This is a genomic window from Paenibacillus sp. P5_B5, from assembly GCF_056400365.1.
Map to the genome: position 1 here is coordinate 1 of NZ_JBFULK010000001.1, position 23187 is coordinate 23187.

Here is a 23187-nt window from a genome sequence, read left to right on the forward strand (position 1 = left end):
GTTACAACGTTACAACGCATTTATTCTAAATGCACTGTTTGGTGACGATGGCGGAAGGGAACCACGCGTACCCATCCCGAACACGACCGTTAAGCCTTCCAGCGCCGATGGTACTTGGACCGAAGGGTCCTGGGAGAGTAGGACGTTGCCAAGCAACCACAAGCCACTATTCATAATTGAATAGTGGCTTGTTTTTTGTGCTTGTCTGCAATTCGTGCATCCAATTGGTTTTTTTCATCAGCAATCAACCAAACCAACCCTATGCGATAGGTTGGTTGGGTTGATTGACTTAACCTCTTCGAACATAGAATTGGAGCGTTATACAATTATTCTATTAGAAAGTTGATATTTTGGACGCTGAAGAGATAAATATGAAATAATGAATTGTTGGCACAAGCTTCATGTGGTGATGGGCAAGTATATATTAGTTAGTAAGATAATTGATCGCATGGAGGTGTGGTATGTGAATGATATTGTAAGAACAACAATTATACCTTATCTGATCATTCTTTTTATCTTGCTTGTGATTGTTCTTTTGCTCTTTCGAATCAGAAAAAATCGTTGATTTGTGTACGTTAAGTCAGGGTCTCATTCTAGGGTGAGGCTCTGATTTTGAGGATTGTGAAAATATGTAATTTCATTTCTTGCAACTTTTTGCAAGGAAGGTTCGTCTGAAATTATGAAAGCAGGATGAGAAAGCAAATAAATGCTGTTTGTTTCAAATTGTACTGCTTGAACTTATAGAACATAACTACTTAGGAGGCCATCATCAATGAAAGCATGGACTAAATTACTCGTTACAACAAGTGCAGTTGCATTACTCGCGGTACCGCTTGCTTCAGCAGCAACGCCTGGACAAGCTCCGAAAAACGTGACAGAAGTGAAGAGTGAAGTGAAAAAGCCTGAATTGGCGGTTAAAAAAGGAATTATTTCTCAAATTGTACATACTAAATCTGGTGTTTATGCGATGTTGGAAGGCAAAGATGTTAAAACTGATAACCCAGATGTTGTGAAGCTTGTGTTAGGTGATAATGTTGAGGTTGTCGACCAACATGGTGAGAAAGCAGACCTGTATGATGCATTAAAGAATGAATGGACAGTTACAGCTTCCTACGGTCCAATGATGACAATGAGCATCCCTCCACAATCAACAGCGGTGAAAATTGTAGTTGAAAAGCCTGAGAAACCTGAGAGCGCGGTAACAACCGGCATCATTGAGAAGGTTCAGGATATGGATAGCCAAAAAGAAGATTATACTCGCGTTAAGTTAGCAGGTAAAAGCCCGGTTATTTTGAATGTATTCAAAGATACAGTAATCGTAGATGAGAAAGGTAATAAGCTTGATAAGGATGTGCTGAATGAAAATGTTCGTATTCAAGCGACTTACGGACCAGTAATGACAATGAGCATGCCTCCAATGAGTACAGCTACAAAGATTGTTGTTCTAGGAGATACCGTACGAGTTGATGGTAAGATCGTAGAGGTTTCCAACAAAAAAATTCATGTAGATGTGAAATCAGACAACAATAAGAATAATGATGTGATCTTAAAAGTAACGAAAGATACTCAAATTGTAGATGTAAATGGTCAAGAGATTAAAATTGATGATCTGAAGAAAGGTACAAAGGTTGTTGGATACCACTCCCATCTTGTATCAAGATCATTACCTGGTCAAACCACTGCAGAATTGATCGTGGTACAAAACGAATCGAAATAAATATTAACAATGAAACAACCCATTTCACAATATGTGAGATGGGTTGTTTTATTGTGGAATCCTTGAGGTTATTGTTACGTATTAGTTAATCAGTAACGATAATAAGCTTCGCATTTGCTTGAGCTGGAATAGATTTCGTCATTATGTTTGAATGATAGCTAACGATTTTGGTGCCTCTTTTGAGATCAGACAGCTTAACGCTTTTTCCATTCTCATTTAAAATTTTCGTATCCTCTGAGATATTCAACTTAATATCATTTTCGTATTTGTTATCTGAGTTCACATCAAGATGAATGAGTTTATCATTAATTCCAATAATGGTTCCCTCAGCACGTACTGCATCCTCATCTAGATCTGCTTTAGCGTCAAGAACAACAATTTTGGTTGCTTTCAGCATTTTGTTATGAGGTGTTGAAGCCTTAGGATCAACTGTTGCTTTAATAAGAACATGTTCACGAAGTACGTCATTGTCTAATTTTTGTCCTTTTTCATTTACGATGACGGTTTTATCATCTACCATTAGAGTAGCAGGATTCTTACCAGCTAAAATAATGCGATCATATACTTTATCATTATCGTCATCATCGTCGTCATGACCCTTAATATGACCTTTACCATGACCTTTATCATGACCTTTACCTTGACCCTTATCATGACCTTTACCATGATTGTCGTCATCGTCACCATCAAATTCTACTTCTTTGATCGATTTGATGACTCCTATGTATTCAGTGAGTTCCGTATCAGGCTTTCCTGGTTTTGTTGACTGATCAACCTCGATCTTGACGGCTGGAGATTGTGGAGGGATGCTCATTGTCATCATTGGACCGTAGGATGCAGTTACTGTCCACTGATTTTTAACAACATCACGTATATCGACTTTCTTGCCATCACGGTCGATAACTTTAACATCATCACCTAAAACAAGCTTTACGACATCTGGATCCTTGGAAGTAACGCCTTTGCCTTCCAGCATAGCGAAAGCGCCGTATTTGTTATAAACAATCTCAGTAATAATTCCTTTGGTCGCTGCAAGCTCAGGCTTCTTAACGTCATCATTGATGACTACTTTGACTTCATGTGATTCTTTTGCTGAAGCCATTGCAGTCATTGGCATTGCCATCATGGCAACGACACTTGTAGTAATAAGTAATTTGGTCCATTTTTTCATTATAAATTCCTCCTTTATTAACTCTCATATTAACAATGCACGAATTGGTAGTTTTATTGGGTTGAAAATAAAAAATTTTAGAGCCAATAAAATTGGTTCTTCAATCATTATATAAATGAACGAATTCATTCGCTATTCTAGAAAGGACAACTACATGAATAAAAATGCCCAGTTGGAGGAGCTCATCCAGCAGACAGGCCAAAATAATAATGTTGCCTTTGAAAAATTATACAGAACTTGTGATAAGGCTGTATTCAGTTATGTCCTTTCTATAACCAAATCTTTTGTGTTATCAGAAGATATTATGCAGGAAACTTTCTTAAGAATTCGTGCATCAGCTTCATCTTATCAATGTATGGGGAAGCCGATGGCGTGGATTTTAAGGATTGCCAAGAACTCAGCCCTTATGTACTTTCGTAAACATCGTCATGAAGTTATGGTTGATTATAGCCAAGAAGAGTATTTATTTGGCAGCTATGAGGACAATCTTGATGACATTATTCTTCTTAAGGCTTCTTTAAAATATCTGAACGATAAGCAGCGTGAGATTCTATTTCTTCATGTTGTGGTTGGTTTTAAGCATAGAGAAATTGCGAAGCAACTGCAGCTCCCTCTTGGAACCGTGCTTTGGAATTATCATCGAGCAATAAAAGTGTTAAGTGACAGAATGAATAATGAACAGGAGGAAGCCACTTATGAAGAGAAAGCAAATACATACGCTGCTAAATAGTGCAATAGTTAAAACAACACCGGACTGCTGGGATATGATACAAAACGCGAAACCAATGACTAAAGAAGAAGCTTGGGAAGTTGAGACTGCTGAAGCTCATAATTATAGACCTAAGAAAGCTTTTATGATTGCTGCTTGCTCAGCGGCTGTAGTTATGCTCATGGTTATCATAGGAGTATTGATGCTGCCGAATTCGAATAATACGTATATCGCTATAGATATTAATCCAAGTATTGAGCTTGGAACAAATAAACAGGATCAAGTTGTTACAGTAAACGCGGTTAATGAAGATGCCAAAGCCTTGCTGGGAAATACGAAGTTGATTGGTTTGGACATAGAGGAAGCGGTAGATGAGATAATTGAATTAACATTGGCTCAGGGCTATATAAAAGCCGACCAAACAAATGATATTCTCGTCACGATTTCAAACAGTGATAAATCACAGCAATTGCAAGATAAAATCAATAGGAGTATTCATAATTTGCTCCAATCGAAGCAGATTGATGTGAAATTGATGAATCAGAGCATTGATATCAATAAGAAGGTATTAGAAGAAGCTCACAACAACAGTGTTTCTGCGGGTAAGCTTAATGTAATTCAAAGGATCACGGATGAAGATGATGCTGTTACAGTCAACGAATTAGCTGATGACAGCGTTTCTGATCTGGTTCATTATGCTAAGGCACACAATGTGAAACTGGATGATCTCTTTGATGATAATGAAGATACACTTGAAGATGTCAAGAAGTCTTCTGATGATCAAGTGAAAAGTAGTGTGTCTCCTCATCCTAACGCCGCTAATAAAGATGACAAATACAGCAAGTATGATAGTAAGGATGAAGATAAGAAACAAGATGAAGATAAGAAACGAGATGTTCATGGCAGCAATATGCAAGTAAATCAAAATATGAATAAAGCTGAAAAAACTGATGATGACGATGATGTTGATCGTGATGATGTTAGAAGCAGAGATCGATATAAAGACAAAGATAAAGATAAAGATAAAGATAAAGATAAAGATAAGGATAAAGATAAGGATAAAGACAAGGATAAAGACAAGGATAAAGATAAAGATAAAGAGCTAAACAATAATCGTCGTTCTGATCAAAACTTTGATCGTGACAATAAACGTGATGATAATTAATACATCACAAATGTAATATTAACAAAGCATCCCTTAATGCAGAGTGGGATGCTTGTTTTTTTAGATTAATTTTTTAACTGATCAATTAGCTTCTCCGCTAGTCGTTTGTAGGTATTCGCATGTTCAATGAGTAATAGGATGGTTAATAAAGTTTGCTCTTTTTGGTTAAGCTTACTTTCATGGGAAACTGTCTGAGCTTCAATTTGTTCCCGAATGCTGTCTGACTGCTCTTTTTTATGCGATAAGAATTCCTCATATACAGCCCAAAGATCAACATCGTTCTGATGCAAGGTAGTCTGGAATAAATTTTTGATATCACCAATTAAGAGAGATTGCTTAAGATGGTAAATGAGCGCCATTTGGACAATATGCTCGGGTGTATATTTTTTATTTTTAGCGGGCATAAGAATTTTATCTTTGGTGTAGTTGTTGATCATCGTTTTGGTTAGAAGCTTGTCCTCTGGAAGGCGCTTGCTACTACCTAAAGCATTCTCAAATAATGTAATAACTTGATCCATGTATAAGTCAATTTTGGGAATATCCGAGACCTCAATATCGGACTGCTCTATTATTTGATTTATAAGGGGTTCGATTAGTTCCTTCAATAGAATACTTCCTTTGCAATAAATTGGTATTAGGTGTGACCTGCAAACTAGCCTAATCATACTATTAAACAGGGTATATATACAACACTATAAGTATGATGAAAGTAGTATTTACATATTTGAAATACGTGTTATTATATAATTAAGATGTGATGTAGTTATTAAAACTATATAGTTTGAAGAAATTGGTTTATAAAGGCGGGGGTTCTTATGAAATCAAAAGATCAATACAATATCGTACTATTCGGGGATTCTATTGCAAAAGGCGTTATTTACGATCAGAATAAGGGTAAGTATGCTGTTCTGAAAAATTGCTTTGCAGAAATAGTCGGGCAGCGTATTAAAGGAATTGTTCATAATGCGGGCAGATTTGGATCGGTTATAACCAAAGGAATCTCAACTTTACATAGGGATGTACTAAGTAAACAGCCTGATATTGTAGTAGTTGAATTCGGAGGCAATGATTGTGACTTTAATTGGGAAGAGATTGCCCATAACCCCCAAGGCGAATATAATCCCAAAACAACCTTGAATCATTATATATCCACCTTGCAGGAAATGATTCAGAAGTTAAGAGAAGAAGGGATTGTCCCTATTCTCATGACACTACCGCCGCTTGATGCTGATAAATATTTTAAATGGGTAAGTAAAAATAATGAAGCTTTTGCTAGCAATATTATGACATGGCTAGGTACAGTAAGCAGAATTTATTGGTGGCATGAGCGCTATAATGCTGCGATCATACAGGTCGCGGAAGAAATGAAGGTTAGATGGATTGATGTTAGAGGTGCTTTTCTCAAAACGATGGATTATAGGGAGTACATTTGTGAGGATGGCATTCATCCGAATGAACAAGGACACAGACTAATTGCAGATAAAATCATTCAATATATGGAGAAGAATCATCATATGCTCCTTCAGCCAGTATAATAAATGCCTCTCGTATAGTTGACCATACGAGAGGCATTTTGTTTATCTTGTGCGGCTAAATGATCGCATGAACAGCTTGATGATTTCTACAATCGGAATGATTGAGATAGCAGACAGTACGACTACCAGCCATTGCTCGCGATTCAATTGAACGACGTCAAAGAGATCATTCATGAATGGGACTATGATCACGATCAGGACGAGTAATCCTGATAATAGTGCGGCGCCATTCAAGTATTTGTTAGAGAATATACCAATCGTAAACAACGATTTGGTGGTTGAACGCACGTTGAACGCATGTGTTAGTTGAATTAATCCAAGTGTTGCAAATGCCATGGTAACAGCAACAGCTTCTGAAAAGTGTGTATGTCCGTAGTAGTAAGCAATTAGGGTTAAGGCGGCTTCCAGAATACCTTGATAGATGATTCCAACGCCTATACCATTTGCAAATACGCTCTCAGAAGCTTTACGCGGCTTATGCTTCATGAGATCTTTGTCCGCTTTCTCAAGGCCTAGCGCAAGTGCAGGCAATGTGTCTGTAACTAGATTGATCCATAAGATATGGATTGGGAATAGGATTTTCCAGCCGAGTAAAGTTGCGATGAACAGAGTGAGCACTTCACCAAGATTCGCAGATAAGAGAAAATGGATCGTCTTGCGAATATTGCTGTATACCTTGCGACCTTCTTCAACAGCAACAACGATCGTCGTAAAATTATCATCGGCAAGGACCATATCAGAAACACCTTTGGAAACCTCTGTGCCTGTGATTCCCATGCCGACACCAATGTCGGATGCTTTGAGAGCAGGTGCATCGTTGACTCCGTCACCGGTCATAGCTACGATCTTGCCTCGCTTTTTCCAGGCTTGAACGATACGTACCTTGTGTTCAGGCGATACCCTAGCATATACGGAATACTGCGTGACCTTCTCTTCAAAATCCTTATCACTAATTTGATTGAGCTCACTGCCTGTAATAATGCCACTCTCATCCTCAATTATATGAAGCTGTTTCGCGATTGCTGCCGCTGTATCACGATGATCGCCTGTAATCATGACTGGACGAATGCCTGCATTCTTGCAGATCCGAACGGCTTCCTTCACTTCTTCGCGTGGTGGATCGATCATGCCAACAAGTCCGATGAATGTAAGCCCTTGTTCAACAGCATCAGGTATCATATTGGCCGGAATACTTGATTCATCACGATAAGCGACTGAGAGGACACGCAGCGCTTTGGCTGCCATCGATTTATTTGCTTCAATGATGCTGCTCCGATGCGCATCTGTCATCTCTAGGATATTGCCATCTATTAGAATAGAGGTGCATTGATTAAGTAATACATCAGGTGCACCCTTCGTCATGATGCGATAGATCGTGTGACTAGAATCGTCAATCTGATGAACGGTGGTCATGAGCTTACGGTTCGAATCAAATGGCAGCTCAGCTACGCGCGGGTACTTGCTATCGCCTTCCCGTTTATCAAAACCATGCTTAAGACCGTAATCTACAAGGGCTGTTTCCGTCGGATCACCAATTAAGGCAAACTTAGTCGGATCATCTTCGTGAGATACTTTGGTGTCGTTACACAAAGCCATGACTTGCAGGTAAAGCTTGTAGTCACTCATGGTTTCAATCGTTTGATCAGTTTCTTGCAGAGTCTGGCCAATATAAGCTTGCTGAACAGTCATCTTGTTCTGTGTGAGTGTACCGGTCTTATCCGAGCATATAATTTCTGTGCTACCGAGGGTCTCCACTGCGGGTAACTTACGGATAATCGCTTTACGCTTTGCCATCTTCTGTACACCTAGCGCAAGGATAATGGTTACAATCGCTGGAAGTCCTTCTGGTATAGCTGCTACTGCAAGCGAGATGGAAGTGAGAATCATATCAAAAATTTCTCGACCTTGTATCAAACCAATAATAAAGATGGCCAATGCAACAACGATTGTGATGATCGTAAAATATTTGCCAAGTTCATTCAGCTTGCGTTGCAGCGGGGTTATATCATCTTCTTCTTGAGCTATGAAACCAGCGATCTTACCAACTTCTGTACCTCCACCTGTTGCAGTGACAACACCGATTCCACGGCCATAGGAGACGTTACTTGTCATGTAGGCCATATTCTTGCGATCTCCGATAACGAGATCTTCTTTATCAAGCGGAGCCACAGATTTCTCTACAGGTACAGATTCACCTGTTAGTGCAGCTTCCTCAATCTTAAGGGAAGCTGATTCGAGTAGACGCATATCCGCTGGAATCACATCTCCAGCTTCAAGTAATACAATGTCACCTGGAACAAGTTCTTCGGCTTTAATTCTTAGAATTTCGCCATTCCTTCTGACTTGGGCAAACGGAGAAGACATCTGCTTCAAAGCAGCGAGTGCCTGTTCAGCTTTATTCTCCTGAATTACACCGAGCACTGCATTTAGTACCACAACGAATAGTATGATGAAAGAATCTGTCCATTCTCCAAGTAATCCAGAAACTAATGCAGCGATGAGCAGGATAATAATCATCACATCTTTGAACTGCGCCCATAGTTTGGCTAACAAAGACTTACCTTTACGTTCCTCTAGTACATTCCTTCCATACTGTTGTAGTCTTTGGTTTGCTTGTTCCTGAGATAGACCTTGCTTTGTACTGTTTAATTTCGCTAAAGTTTGTTCGATGGTATAACTGTGATACTTTTCACTAGATTGTTCTTTACTCTCCACATTCTCCAATATTGTCAACTCCTATTCTTTCGTCTGGGAAATTACAACAGTGATATAATCCTGAATGTTTATATGTATAGATTATTATATGGGACAAGGATGCGTCAAAGAGATATGGCACAGTGGATATAAGAAAATGGGTAGGAAAAAAGGTGAAAGAAAGTGTATAGATAGCGTTCTCTAATTTGATAAAATTTACTCGAAATGTGATGTTTTGTCGGAGAATTCTTAGTAGGGAAATATAAATTTTGAATACTTAAAGCCTTGTAGGATGATCATTATTATTTCCAGCCGTAAAATTCGTTTGCGTTACATTGTAGTACTTCTTCAATATCTGTAAGACGAATGACGAACTGTTCAATTCGGGATAAGTCGATGATCTGCTCATACCGCTCTTTAACTGTAGGCAGCAAAATACCAAAGCGATCGTTATGTTCAGGATGCTTTGTTAAATCCTCAAGCAGAATAGATGCCGCAGATGTTAGATTCATTTCATTCATCATATGAGCTTTAAAAGGAGCAATCATCGGAAGATAGATTGTTTTTTTATTCCAATCGAGCTCTCCTAGCCTGAAGCTAGCTAACAGGATGATGGGTTTCATCGCATCTTCATAGAAATCATAATAAACCGAGAGTCTAGCCAAGTGAATTTCCTCCTTTTGATTTAAGTTGTTCTAGCTTGTCCATGATCGCTTTCGTTTCAGGTGACCAATTCTCAGCTGTAAATTTACGTTGCTGACGCACCGTATAACATTTAACCTCATAGTCGAATGTTCCTTGCAATACACGGCGTTGTATTTGTTCTAGCCTGCGCTGAGCAAGTATATGTGTTACGCCAAATGTTTCAATTAGGAGATCAATTGCTTCATTATTCAAATTGGGTAATGAGAGCTCCTTAATCATATAATAGGGCAAGGAAGCATAGAGAACAAAGTTATTCGCTTCTATTTCCTGCATTTCCGTATATGTATTTGGCATATGAATTTGGTTACCTGAATGCCTCAGAACATGACATAATTCATGGAGAAAGTCTTCCCATTGTTCAGCCCGCGAAAGGCGTCGATCTACACATATGCTATATAAGCCATTCCGTTCAATAGCCTGGCTGCCTGAATCTAGAAAATAGGTCCATATATTAAGCCGACTTGCGACGTCAATTATGGTTAATTCAGAAGGCTTCATGAAGTTATGCTGCTTATAAAGATCCTCAATCCATTGTTCAAGTGGAGTAAGAGTATAATGTTGTATCATTCAATCCACCTCATAAATAGGAATGTATGTTCGTTTTTATCTTAAAAAGAAAAGCCTAAAGCTATATCAGGCGGAATAGGCTAGTCCTAAATCATTCACCTTGTTTATCTCCAGACTTTCTTCCTTTCTCTTGCTCATTAATAAAATGCCAGAACCGAAGCATCTCTTCCTGACGCTCTTTAGGTGCGCTAGCAAAATCCTTGAAAAATAAGTTCAGCTCGCGATCATCTAGCTCATGCCCAGTTGGATCATTTAACGCTGGATTATCCGTACGACCTAATAAATAATCGGTTGTGGTGTTCAGAATATCAGCAATCTTCTGTAGCACGATACTTGATGGATTTACACGGTCATTCTCAATATGTCCAAAGTTGGAGCTACCCATGTCCAGCTTCTTTCCCATATCTAGCTGTGTGAAATTAGCTTTTACTCGTAGTTGTTTAATTCTCTCACCTAGAGTCATAACTAGCAAACATCCTTCCGACATGAAGTGTATTTATATTACGATTTACTAGTTGACAGTATTATAAATACTGTTTATGATGTTCATATACCTCGAACGACAGGCACATTGCTACATATCTATCGTAATATAACTACGTTAATGCCATAATATCGTATTATGGATAGGCATGTCAATGTTAGTCACTTTTTTTTAAGTTTAAATCGTATTTTAAATACAGTTATATAAAAGGAGAGATGGAAGTTAATGAATATGCTGAATAAAAAGAGGCTGGTCGAGCATTTAACAGTCTGTATCGAACTTGCAGAGGCTAAAGAACAAAGCCAAGTAGCGGCTGTGCTACATAATCTTAAACGTGAAGTCACGGCTGGCGAATTTGATAGGATACCTGATTCGAATCTGGTAGAGGAGGAATAGAAGATGAACGAAATGATGAATCGTTATAAGCATACAAGACGAATTCTGCGTGCAGTTCGAACTTTGAATACAGATCAGAATGAGCGCCAAATTATTAATGAAATGATTTCGGATTGTAATTACGTTGTTGAATGGCTACAAACAGGGCGCAGACCTGGTAATCGTAGAGGGATAGAGCGACTGGCAGCTTATCAGCGTGAACGTCCCACTGACCCCATTATTCTACAAGCCTACATTGCACGTACTTCAGCAGGGGGTGCTGTACAAGCAGCGAGTGTAACAGATGAAGATCGCGAACGAATTGAACAAGTGCTTTCACAATTGACTCCAAGGGAGCGGGATTGTTACCTATTAGTTATTGGGAACGGAATGGCCTATAGCTATGCAGCCAAAATGCTGAATCTGAAAAAAAGCAGCGTACAATGGTTTGTTGAAAGTGCGAAGAAAAAAATAACAGCCTACTTGTTTAATAACAAGTTATCCAAATAAGCAGAAGCTTCCCATACGATTGCCACCTATAGATGAAAGGAGGTGAGACGCTGTGAAGGAAGCGATCAGATATCGATTAATCGAGCAATGCTCAGATTTAGGTCAAGTCATATTTCACCCGAAAACAGTCGACTTACCGATAACTAAACCATATGCAGTTCTCGTCCCTACTGAGGATACGAGTGATGCGAATTGGACAGGCTATCGATCATTTGTTGAGATCATGCTTTATTTTCCGAGTACAAGTTCTAACTTACTAGAAGTCCTTAGCGCTCAAGTAATTGCAGCCTTGGATAAGCAGATTATTCGGGATCCTCCAGCTGGTGGTCAGGTATATACTTGCTTCTATATGGAGGCTGTAGGACTTGATATTGTAAATGAGGTAACAGGGACAATCTCTAGATGTATGAGGTTCATGGTTAATGCATTGCAGCCTATACATGTAGTAAATTCCTCATCTACAGATGATGTGTGGCTTGAGGCATTGTCAGCAGAAACGGAAACCTTATTAGGACCGCATTGGACTTGTTATCGTGGAGTTTGGCCTATGGAATATCAGCTTCCTGCTGTGATGTGGCGCATGACTGAGCTCGAAACACGACCCATTAATGCTGCTATGTTTGAGGTTCGCAAGAAAATGGTAGGACATGTACTAGGTGCTACATCCAATCAACAAGCAGATGGAATTATGCAGATTGTTCAAGCGCTGGGCAATGCGAGTAAATTGCCTCTTGATAGGGCGAGCAAGCAATATGTGACGTTAATTGAACCACGTTCTAATATGTTAGCTAATGCTGTGACAGAAGGGCAGATCACCGCCACACTCAGTAAGAAGATAGCTCGCCTAAGAGAAGAAGTAACATTGATACAAGAGGTTCAATTTCATCCAATAATACAATGAGGTGGTAAGTATGGTAGATATGAATACGGATAGTCCATCGATAGCTAAATATGCGAAAGAAGAGCTTGCGATCCATTCGCAGGCTCTTTTTAATTGCAAGCCAGAGGTCGTGACTGGTGCCTTATACGATTCCAAGCAGAATGAATTCACGATTGAAGAAGTAAAGCAATTGATCCATCAATTTATGCAAAGGAAGGTGAAGTAGAATGACAGGAAGTAATTGGAATGTAACAGATATTCCCGCATTACCAGGACTTTATATGAACTTTCAGTCTGCGGCAACATCAGCGATTCAATCAGGAACAAGAGGGGTAGTTGTTGTACCTGTTAAGGCTCATTGGGGACCGACTCAGCAATTTGTTGAAATTAACAGCGAGTTAGGCGTTATTGAGGGATATGGCATGGATGAGTCTGGTGGAGCGACAGCTTATTCAACCTTACGATTAACACTCTTAGGAGGAGCACGTAAAGTGCTGGCTTATCGAATTGCAGATGGCTCTGAATCAGCTGCTTCATTGACACTGAAGGATATGACAAGCAATACCCCAGTAAATGTACTTAAGCTGGATGCTAAATATTCGGGTAAACGAGGCAATAAATTTAACATCACTGTACAGGTTAATCCAATCGATCAGGCTAAGACAGATATCAAGCTGTATGAAGGAAGTAAACTTCTTCGGACCTTTACATTCGTGACTGGAACGGTTCAAGCAGCAGCTGTGGCCATCAACCAAGATTCAGGTAATAAGTGGATTGTCGCTTCTGAGCTTGCTGAGGGAAATGGCACACTTGCTAATGTATCGAATGTGCTAATGTCAGGTGGCGAATCGGGTGTTACGGGGATTACCAACGCAGATTATGTTGCAGCACTCGCTGCTTTTGAGACACAGGAGTTTAATAGTCTAGCTCTAGATGGTGTTACTGATGCAGGTCTACATGCTAGTGTTGGCTCTTGGATTGATCGCTTGCGTAGCGAAGGTAAAGGGGTAATGGCTGTACTTGGTGGATCTGCAGCAGATGATAAAGCAGCTGACGCAGTAAGTAAGGCAAGTGCTCGAAGCTTCAGTTTAAATCATGAAGGTATTGTTAATGTAGGTACTGGTGCAGTAATGAATGGGGTTAGCTATAGCTCAGCCCAAGTAGCGTCCTATGTTGCCGGTTTAATTGCTGGTCAGCAGTTGAATGAATCGACTACTTATTCAGTAGCACCATTCGATGATGTTACCCGTAGATGGACGCGTTCTGAACAGGAGCTTGCAGTTAAGAATGGTGTATTCGTATTTGTTCATGATGGACGACAAGTCAAAGTACTTCGAGGAATGAATAGCTTAGTCACACTTAGACAAGGTCAGAACCAAGCATGGAAGAAGATCAGGACCATTCGAGTGATGGATGCGATTAACCTCGATTTACAACGTACAGTTGAAGATTCTTATATCGGCAAAGTGAATAATACCGTTGAAGGTCGATTAGCACTTCTGAGTGCATGTAAAGAATACTTACGTGTCTTATCCCAAAGCAGTGTGATTGATTCCGAGGGTTATGATGTGATGCTCGATCCCGAGTATTATGGCGGGGCAGCTGATAAGCAGCCAGAGCCTGATCAAGTGTTTTTTCAATGGAATGCAAGATTGTCTGACGTGATGGAACAAATATTTGGCACATTCAATGTGCAATAAGGAGTGTTGAGCAATGATGGATCCAACAAGAGCGATACTAGGTTCACATGGCAAGGTATTTATCGATGGTGTGTGGCAGTCCAATATTAATCACCTTGAAGCGTCTGTTGAAGTGGAGAAGCGGGAATTAAAGCTATCTGGGATGGAATGGACTGCACATAAGCTTGGCATTAAGAAAGGTACAGGTACCATGTCTGGCTTCAAAATCACTTCGGATATGGTCAGACGAGGATTCGGTAAATTCAATATTATTTCGAAACTCGATGATCCCGAAGCATATGGGCATGAACATATTGAGCTATTAAATGTCGTACCTGACAAAATTCAACTGGCTAACTGGACGGCAGGCGAAGAAGTGACCGAAGAAACTGCCTTCACATTTGAAGGATATAAATTGGTAGATCCGATTATCGGGAACTAAGTAGAGAGGTGTGGTTAAGAGATGGATATGGCAAATATGACAGAAGAACAAATCCTTCAGCGTCTGCTAGACGCTGATTCTGTTCCTGAACGTACAGTAAGAATTGAACGTTTAGGTGCTCCCATTAAGCTTCGCGGTCTAACAGGCAAACAAGTGTATAGCATTCGCGAGCGCTGTACGGATCGTAAGGAGAAACGTGGTCATACCACTGAACGGTTAGACGAAGAGCAGTTCAATACAAGCTTAATCGCTGCTTCAACCGTATCTCCAAGCTGGGGCGACCCGAAGCTGCTGGCGAAGTTCAATGCCAGTAGTGGCGAAGAAGTGATCAAGCGTATTCTCCTTGCAGGTGAGTTATCTGCCTTAGGCGATGTTGTACTTGATTTATCAGGCTTTAACACGGAGCTGCAAGAAGTAAAAAACTAATTCAATCCGGGGGACTTGCATGGCTTCTCCACGCCATGCGAGTACGCCATCACATGACCCCCGGACACTTCTGGAAGCTGCCACGTGGTGAGCAGCTTTTCTTGATGGCAAGTATGGAGATTGAATTAGAAGATGCAGCTAATAAGAAGGGAGGGTAAGTATGGGAAAAGAGGAAGTTCAAGATCTCATCCTTTCCGTTGATATTAAGGGCATCGGTTGGTCGATGCTTAAGCTGAGGACGATGGATAAATTCATCAACCAAGTATATGAACGCAGCAAGAAGCTGGATCGGTTGCAGGTCAGACCTGTGTTTGGTCTGATTGATCGCATAACAGGACCTGCTGGACAAATCGCTGATAATCTGAAGAATTTATTTGCTAATCCATATGAAGCATTGGTTCAGGTGAAGTATTTAGATCCGGGAATGCCGAAGGCAGGCGGGGAAGTGAGTAAAAGTCCGGAAAGTGGAAGTAAGTCAGAAGAAAATATCTTTGATGGAAAGTTTTGGGCAGAAACTGTACGGGATTTTCTTGTGAATATTACGAGTGATTTCATTTCCAATAAGCTAAATCGTAATAAAGGAACGAATTCATCCAGTCCGATTATGGGTACACAAAACTGCATGCCAATTTGTCCAAATACTGGATCCTCATCTACCAATGAAAGGCGCTCCAGAAGCAGGAAAACTAGAGTTAGCCGAACAAAGGAAACCATCAGTAGAACGACTGATAGAACAAAGGAAACAGTTAGCAGAACGACTGATCGGACAAGAAATACAATCAATCAAACAAGCAACAAAACTATGCAATCTACAACTGGTCGGAGAAGTTATCAAGACAGCCCCGGAGATAGTATTCGAAAACCAATGTCACCATCCCAACCAGGTACTAACACTAATCCTTCTACACCAGGGAAAATTATAAGAAGAAGCGGTACCAATAACTTCATATCTGGATCCAGTGGTTCTATACCAGATATGTTCGATTCCAAACCATCCAAAATAACTGGAACACTCTCTAAAGTAGGGAAAGTGGCATCTAAGTTATTCCGACCATTATCAATTGGAATGGATATTATGAATATTACTTCGGCCAAACCAGGAGAAGAAAGAAATAAAGCAATTGGTGGCGCTGCTGGTGGCTGGGCTGGCGCAGCAACAGGAGCGGCTGCAGGAGCAGCGATCGGATCAGTGGTTCCTGTTATTGGTACAGCAATTGGAGGATTAATTGGAGGAATCGCTGGCGGATTAGGTGGCGATTGGCTAGGGAGTACAATAGGTGGCTGGTTCTCCAAGAAAACAGATAAGCCAAAGCCTGAAATTCCACCGCAAAAACAGCTTCCAAGTGTAAACCCATCACTTAATTTAGGAAATAATGTTAGTGGGTATCTTGGTGAGGCGGCTGGTGTATTACCGCAAATCACAGCAAGAAACCCGAATAGCGGAATCGAAGTCAACCTCAGCGGTACGACAAACATCAATGTGAAAGTTGAAGAACTTGTTGATGAAAATGCACTAGCCATGCGAATTGGTAGTGTGTTCGTTACACAAATTAATAATTCGCTTAATAATCGGAATAAGTATCTTGCTTATTAGGGGGTGACAGCATGGATTTTATTCTAATCGACCCCTCGGGTCAGAAGTTTCAATTCCCTGTCAATCCAGAGGAAGTCAAAATTACACGAGAGAAAAGTCTCGAAACAGTTAACATCTTATCACTGGGAGAAATTGATTTTGCTCATGGGGAGAAGATCCGAGAGGTATCCTTCTCTTCTTTTTTTCCAAAAGTGTATGATTCTAGCTATTGTAAGTATCCGAATATCCCTGATCCTCAGCAAGCGATGCAACAGCTAAGCTCCTTTATGAGCAGTACGAAGCCACTTCGACTTATTATTGCGCCTACTGAAGTGAATGTTCTTGTATTTGTATCGGCTCATAGTAGCACATTCAAGGGTGGTGAACCGGGGGATGTGTATTTTGATCTTACATGCCGAACATGGCGTGAAGTTAAGGTGCGAACAAGTGCAGAGCAGGCGGGTGATCAGAAACAGCAAGCAGCAAGCATTGGCAGTATAGGTCGTTCAGATACGAAGCCTGTAACTAAGCTATACAAGGTCAAATCAGGTGATTCATTATCCAAAATAGCCAAGCTAGAGCTAGGTAACAGCGCCAAGTATAAGGATATTTATGAGAAAAATAGGAAACTAATCGGTCCTGACCCTAACCTGATCCAAATAGGCTGGGAGCTGGTGCTGTCATGATCACCTCTGGTGGAAATCGATATGAGGTTGTTTTGCAAAATAAGTATTACATGCGTGATCTAATCGAAGAGCTATCGCTTGAGGAATCGCTTGACGAAATTGCCTATCGTTCAAATGTCAAAATGGTGATAACACCAGATTTTCCGATGATTTCTCCAGGACAGGAGATTCGGGTGTCGGGTATTCATTTTGATGGGACACGTATGGTTTATTTACTCAATCCAGGTGTTGTTTGGTCATGTGATAGCTCTAATACTGGCTTTAAGCATATCAATATCACGGTGTACGATCGGACGATTTATTTGTCTAAATCTGAGGATGAAAAGCTAATGCCTGCTGGTCAAACAGCATCTCATCGACTCAAGCAGTATGCTACTGATTGGAATATTCCAATTACCAGTATACCGGATACACAAATTCCACTTGGTAGAGCGATGTATCGTTCGCAGTCCATTTATGCCATGATTCAAGCAGATTTAAGAGAAACGGCTACCAAAGGCGGTAAGCTATATCGTCCTCGAATGACACCTGCTGGACTTGAACTGTTCGAGATCGGTAGTAATGAAACGGTATGGGTACTGGATGTTGAGCAGAATGTGGAGAACATTTCACAGACACGAACGCTCGAAGATGTGGTAACACAGGTGAAAGTCTTGGGTGTAGACAAAAGTTTAAGTAGTAGCTCTGATCAAGAAATGCCAGCACCCGTAATTGCAATTGAACAACGTGATGTAACCCGGTATGGAACTCTGCAAAAAATCATACAGGACGATAAAATCAGCAATGTTGCAGAAGCCCGTAAAGCTGCTTCCAATGTATTGACTGGCATTCAAGAGACGTTCACCGTCACAGCAATTGATATTAATACCATCCGAGCTGGAGATAAAGTTGTTCTATCAGGTATGGAATTAATTGCAACTTCGGTTCGTCATGATCTTGGCAATCCAGGGCATATGACACTTGAACTCGCTGGTATTGAATATGTAAGAAGGAGGTACTTCATGGATGGATCCTTTTAAACAGTTGACCTCGCTACTCGATATGCGAATGTCTGAACGTGCAGGGAATGCGATCTCGGGTATCCCTTCCGAATTAGGGACAGTCACAGCGACAGGGCTTGTCCTCGACTCTTTTAAACATGAAGTGCAGGATTTTCTTGTTGCAGAGTGGCTTGTTAAAGCTCATTTTCCAGCGGTACAAGTTACAGGTGAAGTTACGGGTTTACGAGATGGCGAAGGAAGGCCAGTGACTGGTCATGCAAGTATGGCAATTGATGCTTTTGAGATTGATGAACTTCGTCTTGAACTAAAAAATGGCCTAAAGCCAGGTGATCGTGTGCTCACGATTCCAATTAACGGTGGTAATGATGCGATTGTGATTTGTAAGGTGGTGAAAAGCTAATAATGAATCTTTTTCCGATGGATAGTTCGGTAGTGAATAATGAGCTAGAAATGAAACCAAGTGAGGTGCAATTCGGACGAAGCTGGCGGTTCGACTATCGACTAGGTGAATTTGTTCTGACACCAACAGGTAAGGTAGCTGAATCAGAGCGAACTGATGCGTGGCTGGAATGGTGTAAAAAGGCTATATTGTCAAATCGCTATACCTATCTAGCCTATTCAAGAAACTATGGGCAAGAATACGAGACGTTAATTGGTCAAAGCTTACCTACGGGAGCAGTTGAATCCGAGATCAAAAGACTTACAACGGAGTGTCTGATGGCAGATGCTAGGACACAAAGTGTAGGAGATTTTAGCTTTCAATGGGATGCAGATAGGGTCGCCTTCACTTGTGCGGTGAAGAATATGCGAGATGAGTCAGGAATTATACAGGGAAGTGTGGTGAAAATGTGATGGCGGGAATGACATTGCCAGCTTATTTAACGGAACAGACAGAAGACAATATTATGAAGCGAATGCTTAAAGTACTCCCCCCTGATCTTGATCAATCGGAGGGGAGTTTTATTTGGGACTCTAGTGCCCCTTCGGCACTTATGCTTGCGGATGCAGCCACTTGGGCGCAGGAGGTATTGCGTCGGGGTTTTGCCAGTACAACCTTTGGTGCCTATCTGGATTTGCGCTGTGAGGAACGTGGTATTAATCGGAGAGTAGCAGTGAAAGCGGTAGGACAAGTGGAATTCACAGGTGTTGCTGGGTCTCAAATTCCTGTAGGAACAAGAGTTGCAACTCCTGCAGATGTGATTACCAATACATCGTCAGTTGAGTTTGAAACAATCGAACCTGTCGTGATTACCAGTACAGGACGTGTTAACGCCCAGGTAAGGGCAATCGAGGCAGGACGTAATGGACTTGTTCCACCCCAATCTATTGATGTAATGGTAACACCTTTACAAGGCGTGACTGGAGTTAATAATGCAGTAGCTACAATTGGTGGGGCAGATGTTGAATCGGATGAATCTTTGCTCGAAAGATTTCTTCTCAAGGTTAGAAGTCCTGGCAGTAGTGGGAATAAAGCAAATTACATGCAATGGGCACTTGATATAGCAGGCGTTGGTGGAGTGCAGGTTCTCCCCTTATGGAATGGTCCGAAAACAGTTAAAGTCGTCCTCATCGATCCAGAGAAACGTGCGCCAAGCTCAGAAATTGTGGAAGCTGTACAGCATTATATTGATCCTGTTACAGGCATTGGTGAGGGAATGGCTCCGATTGGAGCAGAAGTAACCGTAACTGCTGCAGAGGAAGTGCCGATTAATATCGAGGTCAAATTAACACTTGCTAACAATGCAACACTTCAAGAAGTGAAGGCTTTGATTACCAAAGGGACGCAGGATTATTTGAAACAGCTTGCTTTTAAAGATAGACTCATTCGCTATACAAGAATTGCGGCTATTCTACTAGATATTCCACCGATCATTGATTTCTCTGAGCTAACGATTAATGGCCTTAGTGATACCAATATTGAAATGCAGCTAGGACAAGTGGCTGTATTAGGAACGGTGAATGTCCATGAGTGATCTGGTCATGGCAAGTCCTAGAGGAAATGAAATGCTGTCGTATCTTCCAGACTTCTACGCGACATCAAGAGTGATGCGATCGATTATGCAAGCACAAGGTGCAGAGATGGACTCGCTGTATCAGGCATTGGATGAAATCTTGAACCAATACTTCGTACCAACTGCAACATGGGGACTTGAGATCTGGGAGCGTGAGCTTGGCATTCAGACTGAGAAGACTAAGCCTGTTGAGCAAAGAAGAAGCGTCATTACCTCTAAGTTACGTGGAATTGGTACGGTTACAGTAAGTCTGATTAAATCAATCGCTGAAGCATACGACGGTGGAACGGTTGATGTAACGGAAGAGCCAGGGGAGTATAAGTTTACCGTTACTTTTGTAGACACACGTGGAGTTCCGCCTAACATCGACGATCTGAAGGCAGCCATTGAAGAAATCAAACCAGCCCATTTAGCAGTTGAGTATGCGTTCACCTACTCCACTTGGGGAGAACTGAAACCATTCACTTGGGGTATGCTGAAAAATTACACATGGGGCGATATCAAAACACGGAGGTGGAATTAATGCCAAATGTAACACCGAATATAGGTTTGAAGAAACCGCTTGATAATGAAGCGGGAGATATTGCTGTGATTAATGAGAATATGGATAAGATTGACAGGGCGGTTGAGGATTTTAAGCAGTCAGTTGGCAATATCACCTCAGAAAAAATTGGAGCTGCCAAACAAAGTGATTTTGTTTCGCATTTGGCTGACTATATAAGACAGCCAGGGTACGGAGTGACATCAGGAACAAGTACGGCTTACACTTTGACTTTGAGTCCAGCACTTTCATCGCTTGTAGCTGGACTTGGAGCAATTATAAAAGTACACGCTGCAAGTGGTGCGAATCCGACGCTAAATATTAATGGTACAGGCGCTAAGCCGATAAAAAAAGCAAATGGATCTATTCCAGTACTTGCTTTAAATGGAGTTTATACGGTTAGATATGACGGAATAAATTTTATCTTACAGGGTGAAGGGGGGTATGAAATAACAGGTAGTATTGAAAAAACTGTTACATTCAAACAGAATATTGTTACTGGTAATCCTATGTATGCATTATCAAATAGGGATGTATCCAACAAACTAGCAGATCCAAGCACCCTACCGACAGGAGCTGGCCATAGTGCTACATTCTCTTCGGATGGAGTATACTTAGCAATAGCACATGAATTTGCACCATATATCACAATTTACAAAAGAAATGGAGATACATTTACTAAACTAGCAAACCCGAGCACCTTACCGACAGGAACTGGACATAGTGCTACATTTTCTCCAGATGGAAATTATTTAGTAGTAACTCACACCGTTGCGCCATTTATCACAATTTATAAAAGAAGCGGTGATACCTTCACTAAACTTGCAAATCCGAGTACTCTACCAACACATGACGGAAAAAATGCATCATTTTCTCCAGATGGAGTATATTTGGCTGTAGCATGTTATAATTCACCATTTATTATTATTTATAAGAGAAGCGGAGATACATTTACTAAGTTAACAGATCCAAGTACCTTACCTCCAACTGGTTCGGAGAGTGCGATATTCTCTCCAGATGGAAATTATTTGGTAGTAGCACACTCGCATGCGCCATTTATCACAATTTACAAAAGAAGTGGTGATACCTTCACTAAACTTGCAAATCCGAGTAATCTACCACCAGGTGATGCAATGAATGCATCATTTTCTCCAGATGGAATATACATGGCAGTAGTACTTTTTGATGCACCTTACATTACAATCTACAAGAGAAGTGGAGATACCTTCACTAAACTTGCAAATCCGAGTACTCTACCAACAGATCTTAGCTTTGGTGTAGCGTTCTCTCCAGATGGAAATTATTTAGTTGTTACTTTGCAGGCCAGTCCTTATATCATTATTTATAAAAGAAACGGGGACACCTTTAATAAAATGACTAACCCGAGCGTATTACCAACAAATACTGCCTATAGTGCCAAATTCTCCCCGGAGGGAGCATACTTAGTTGTATCCCATTATGGTTGGCCTTATATCACTATCTATGAAAGTGCATACAATGGTTACACTAGCAATAGTGTAGCATCGCTACCATCAGCTTCGCTCGTAGGTTATGCTCTAGAAAGTGGTCTTATCGACGAGTCTAGAAAAATGAATGTTATTTGGAGGTAATAGTAATGCACAACATTTATTTTAAGCTTAACAATAATAGTTTTGGATACAATTAGCTATCTACATGAAGGTTATGTCCAAATCTCTTACAAGGAAAGTACGCTCCCGGCAGGAATAAATAGCGGGTGGTTTAGATGGGCGAACGGGGAGCTGATAGTAGGTGCAATCTATGGGCAAAATCTATTACTATCTAATCAAGATGGGCTATAAAGCATTGATGATGTATCTAAGCATTGTAAAGCTGAAGTACTGGTATTACTAGACGTTGATGCACAATAGGATGACTATGCGCAGTAAATTAACACGAAAAAATACGAATAAATGTTCCTGTTCCGCACGCTAGCAGCACATGATTTGATACAATATTAGCAGGCAAGATCGGAAATCGTGAGCCGATCAATAACACTTCCCGAGAGAGTTGCCTGCTTATTCTATTTCTCGGGATGAATAAAAGTACCATCTAGGAGCAATTATATCATGCAAGCTGCTAGCGAATTTATGCTCTCTCATACTGAGAGCGGTCTATGATCTCTGTCCTCAAATTGATATTTCAAAGGTTAAGACAAGGTTGTCAAAGATTCCCACTGAATTCAGCATCAAGAAATCAGATGAGCAAACCAATCATCATGATTTATTAGAAAAAAGATCGAATTATTCCTATCAGGCAAACAATTAGAGGGATTGAGTAAGACCACGCTTGATGGA

26 protein-coding genes and 1 rRNA gene are annotated in these 23187 nt (G+C 40.7%); 21 read left to right on the forward strand and 6 right to left on the reverse strand.

All coding sequences use genetic code 11. The annotated features are described in order from the left end of the window. Window positions 1-37 precede the first annotated feature (37 nt). Both rrf and AC1DOK_RS00010 read left to right on the forward strand, forming a co-directional pair. Window positions 38-154: ribosomal RNA gene (rrf, locus tag AC1DOK_RS00005) — 5S ribosomal RNA — on the forward strand. 618 nt (window positions 155-772) lie between these two features. Then, complete coding sequence (locus tag AC1DOK_RS00010) at window positions 773-1717, forward strand: hypothetical protein (protein WP_477552165.1); 945 nt, start codon at window positions 773-775, stop codon at window positions 1715-1717. A gap of 85 nt (window positions 1718-1802) precedes the next feature. Here AC1DOK_RS00010 and AC1DOK_RS00015 read toward each other — a convergent pair whose 3' ends face one another. Beyond that, window positions 1803-2888 (reverse strand): hypothetical protein, encoded by a 1086-nt coding sequence (locus AC1DOK_RS00015; protein WP_477552166.1) that lies wholly within the window; start codon window positions 2886-2888, stop codon window positions 1803-1805. Window positions 2889-3042: 154 nt separating this feature from the next. On the opposite strand from AC1DOK_RS00015, the gene AC1DOK_RS00020 reads away from it, so the two are divergent. Both AC1DOK_RS00020 and AC1DOK_RS00025 read left to right on the forward strand, forming a co-directional pair. After that, entirely contained in the window at window positions 3043-3618 is a 576-nt protein-coding gene (locus AC1DOK_RS00020; protein WP_477552167.1) for an RNA polymerase sigma factor, read from the forward strand. Then, window positions 3584-4762, forward strand: a complete 1179-nt coding sequence (locus tag AC1DOK_RS00025; protein WP_477552168.1) for an anti-sigma-I factor RsgI family protein — start codon at window positions 3584-3586, stop codon at window positions 4760-4762. Before AC1DOK_RS00020 ends, AC1DOK_RS00025 begins: the two co-directional genes overlap by 35 nt. Before the next feature lie 65 nt (window positions 4763-4827). On the opposite strand, the gene AC1DOK_RS00030 is transcribed toward AC1DOK_RS00025, so the two are convergent. Next, the gene (locus tag AC1DOK_RS00030) at window positions 4828-5367 is read right to left on the reverse strand and encodes a DUF1836 domain-containing protein (RefSeq protein WP_477552169.1); all 540 of its coding nucleotides are present in this window, start codon (window positions 5365-5367) and stop codon (window positions 4828-4830) included. 210 nt (window positions 5368-5577) lie between these two features. On the opposite strand from AC1DOK_RS00030, the gene AC1DOK_RS00035 reads away from it, so the two are divergent. Beyond that, window positions 5578-6297, forward strand: coding sequence for an SGNH/GDSL hydrolase family protein (locus tag AC1DOK_RS00035; RefSeq protein ID WP_477552170.1), 720 nt, complete (start codon window positions 5578-5580; stop codon window positions 6295-6297). 42 nt (window positions 6298-6339) lie between these two features. On the opposite strand, the gene AC1DOK_RS00040 is transcribed toward AC1DOK_RS00035, so the two are convergent. The 4 genes from AC1DOK_RS00040 to AC1DOK_RS00055 form a co-directional block, all read right to left on the reverse strand. Continuing rightward, window positions 6340-9021 (reverse strand): calcium-translocating P-type ATPase, PMCA-type, encoded by a 2682-nt coding sequence (locus AC1DOK_RS00040; protein ID WP_477552171.1) that lies wholly within the window; start codon window positions 9019-9021, stop codon window positions 6340-6342. 272 nt (window positions 9022-9293) lie between these two features. Next, the gene (locus tag AC1DOK_RS00045; RefSeq protein WP_477552172.1) at window positions 9294-9656 is read right to left on the reverse strand and encodes a hypothetical protein; all 363 of its coding nucleotides are present in this window, start codon (window positions 9654-9656) and stop codon (window positions 9294-9296) included. Then, on the reverse strand, window positions 9649-10263 hold the full coding sequence (locus tag AC1DOK_RS00050) for an ImmA/IrrE family metallo-endopeptidase (RefSeq protein WP_477552173.1): 615 nt from the start codon (window positions 10261-10263) through the stop codon (window positions 9649-9651). Before AC1DOK_RS00050 ends, AC1DOK_RS00045 begins: the two co-directional genes overlap by 8 nt. A 91-nt stretch (window positions 10264-10354) precedes the next feature. Continuing rightward, window positions 10355-10726, reverse strand: coding sequence for a helix-turn-helix domain-containing protein (locus AC1DOK_RS00055; RefSeq protein WP_477552174.1), 372 nt, complete (start codon window positions 10724-10726; stop codon window positions 10355-10357). Between the two features lie 246 nt (window positions 10727-10972). Between AC1DOK_RS00055 and AC1DOK_RS00060 the strand changes: the two genes are divergently transcribed. The 16 genes from AC1DOK_RS00060 to AC1DOK_RS00135 are packed head-to-tail and all read left to right on the forward strand — an operon-like array spanning window position 10973 to window position 22482. Next, window positions 10973-11143, forward strand: a complete 171-nt coding sequence (locus AC1DOK_RS00060; RefSeq protein WP_477552175.1) for a hypothetical protein — start codon at window positions 10973-10975, stop codon at window positions 11141-11143. A gap of 3 nt (window positions 11144-11146) precedes the next feature. Next, on the forward strand, window positions 11147-11632 hold the full coding sequence (locus AC1DOK_RS00065; protein WP_477552176.1) for a sigma factor-like helix-turn-helix DNA-binding protein: 486 nt from the start codon (window positions 11147-11149) through the stop codon (window positions 11630-11632). Window positions 11633-11684: 52 nt separating this feature from the next. Continuing rightward, window positions 11685-12533 carry a hypothetical protein gene (locus AC1DOK_RS00070; protein WP_477552177.1) on the forward strand — a complete coding sequence of 283 codons (849 nt, stop codon included), beginning with the start codon at window positions 11685-11687 and terminating at the stop codon, window positions 12531-12533. A gap of 10 nt (window positions 12534-12543) precedes the next feature. Further along, a complete protein-coding gene (locus AC1DOK_RS00075) occupies window positions 12544-12738 on the forward strand; it encodes a YqzN/YkzM domain-containing protein (RefSeq protein ID WP_477552178.1) in 195 nt (64 codons plus the stop codon). A 1-nt stretch (window position 12739) separates the two neighbouring features. Next, window positions 12740-14212, forward strand: a complete 1473-nt coding sequence (locus AC1DOK_RS00080; protein ID WP_477552179.1) for a phage tail sheath family protein — start codon at window positions 12740-12742, stop codon at window positions 14210-14212. 13 nt (window positions 14213-14225) lie between these two features. Continuing rightward, complete coding sequence (locus AC1DOK_RS00085) at window positions 14226-14633, forward strand: phage tail tube protein (protein WP_477552180.1); 408 nt, start codon at window positions 14226-14228, stop codon at window positions 14631-14633. 21 nt (window positions 14634-14654) lie between these two features. After that, entirely contained in the window at window positions 14655-15059 is a 405-nt protein-coding gene (locus tag AC1DOK_RS00090; RefSeq protein WP_477552181.1) for a phage tail assembly chaperone, read from the forward strand. A 35-nt stretch (window positions 15060-15094) separates the two neighbouring features. Beyond that, window positions 15095-15217 (forward strand): hypothetical protein, encoded by a 123-nt coding sequence (locus AC1DOK_RS00095; RefSeq protein ID WP_477552182.1) that lies wholly within the window; start codon window positions 15095-15097, stop codon window positions 15215-15217. 2 nt (window positions 15218-15219) lie between these two features. Continuing rightward, the gene (locus tag AC1DOK_RS00100; RefSeq protein WP_477552183.1) at window positions 15220-16653 is read left to right on the forward strand and encodes a hypothetical protein; all 1434 of its coding nucleotides are present in this window, start codon (window positions 15220-15222) and stop codon (window positions 16651-16653) included. 11 nt (window positions 16654-16664) lie between these two features. Continuing rightward, window positions 16665-17318 (forward strand): LysM peptidoglycan-binding domain-containing protein, encoded by a 654-nt coding sequence (locus tag AC1DOK_RS00105; RefSeq protein WP_477552184.1) that lies wholly within the window; start codon window positions 16665-16667, stop codon window positions 17316-17318. After that, complete coding sequence (locus AC1DOK_RS00110) at window positions 17315-18337, forward strand: XkdQ/YqbQ family protein (RefSeq protein WP_477552185.1); 1023 nt, start codon at window positions 17315-17317, stop codon at window positions 18335-18337. The genes AC1DOK_RS00105 and AC1DOK_RS00110 overlap by 4 nt, the downstream gene beginning before the upstream one ends. Then, complete coding sequence (locus AC1DOK_RS00115; protein ID WP_477552186.1) at window positions 18324-18719, forward strand: hypothetical protein; 396 nt, start codon at window positions 18324-18326, stop codon at window positions 18717-18719. Before AC1DOK_RS00110 ends, AC1DOK_RS00115 begins: the two co-directional genes overlap by 14 nt. A 2-nt stretch (window positions 18720-18721) precedes the next feature. Next, window positions 18722-19171: a DUF2634 domain-containing protein gene (locus AC1DOK_RS00120; protein WP_477552187.1), complete on the forward strand. Its 450-nt coding sequence runs from the start codon at window positions 18722-18724 to the stop codon at window positions 19169-19171. Continuing rightward, complete coding sequence (locus AC1DOK_RS00125) at window positions 19171-20292, forward strand: baseplate J/gp47 family protein (protein ID WP_477552188.1); 1122 nt, start codon at window positions 19171-19173, stop codon at window positions 20290-20292. The genes AC1DOK_RS00120 and AC1DOK_RS00125 overlap by 1 nt, the downstream gene beginning before the upstream one ends. Next, complete coding sequence (locus tag AC1DOK_RS00130; protein WP_477552189.1) at window positions 20285-20854, forward strand: YmfQ family protein; 570 nt, start codon at window positions 20285-20287, stop codon at window positions 20852-20854. The genes AC1DOK_RS00125 and AC1DOK_RS00130 overlap by 8 nt, the downstream gene beginning before the upstream one ends. After that, window positions 20854-22482, forward strand: a complete 1629-nt coding sequence (locus AC1DOK_RS00135) for a lactonase family protein (protein WP_477552190.1) — start codon at window positions 20854-20856, stop codon at window positions 22480-22482. The genes AC1DOK_RS00130 and AC1DOK_RS00135 overlap by 1 nt, the downstream gene beginning before the upstream one ends. Window positions 22483-23187: the final 705 nt, after the last annotated feature.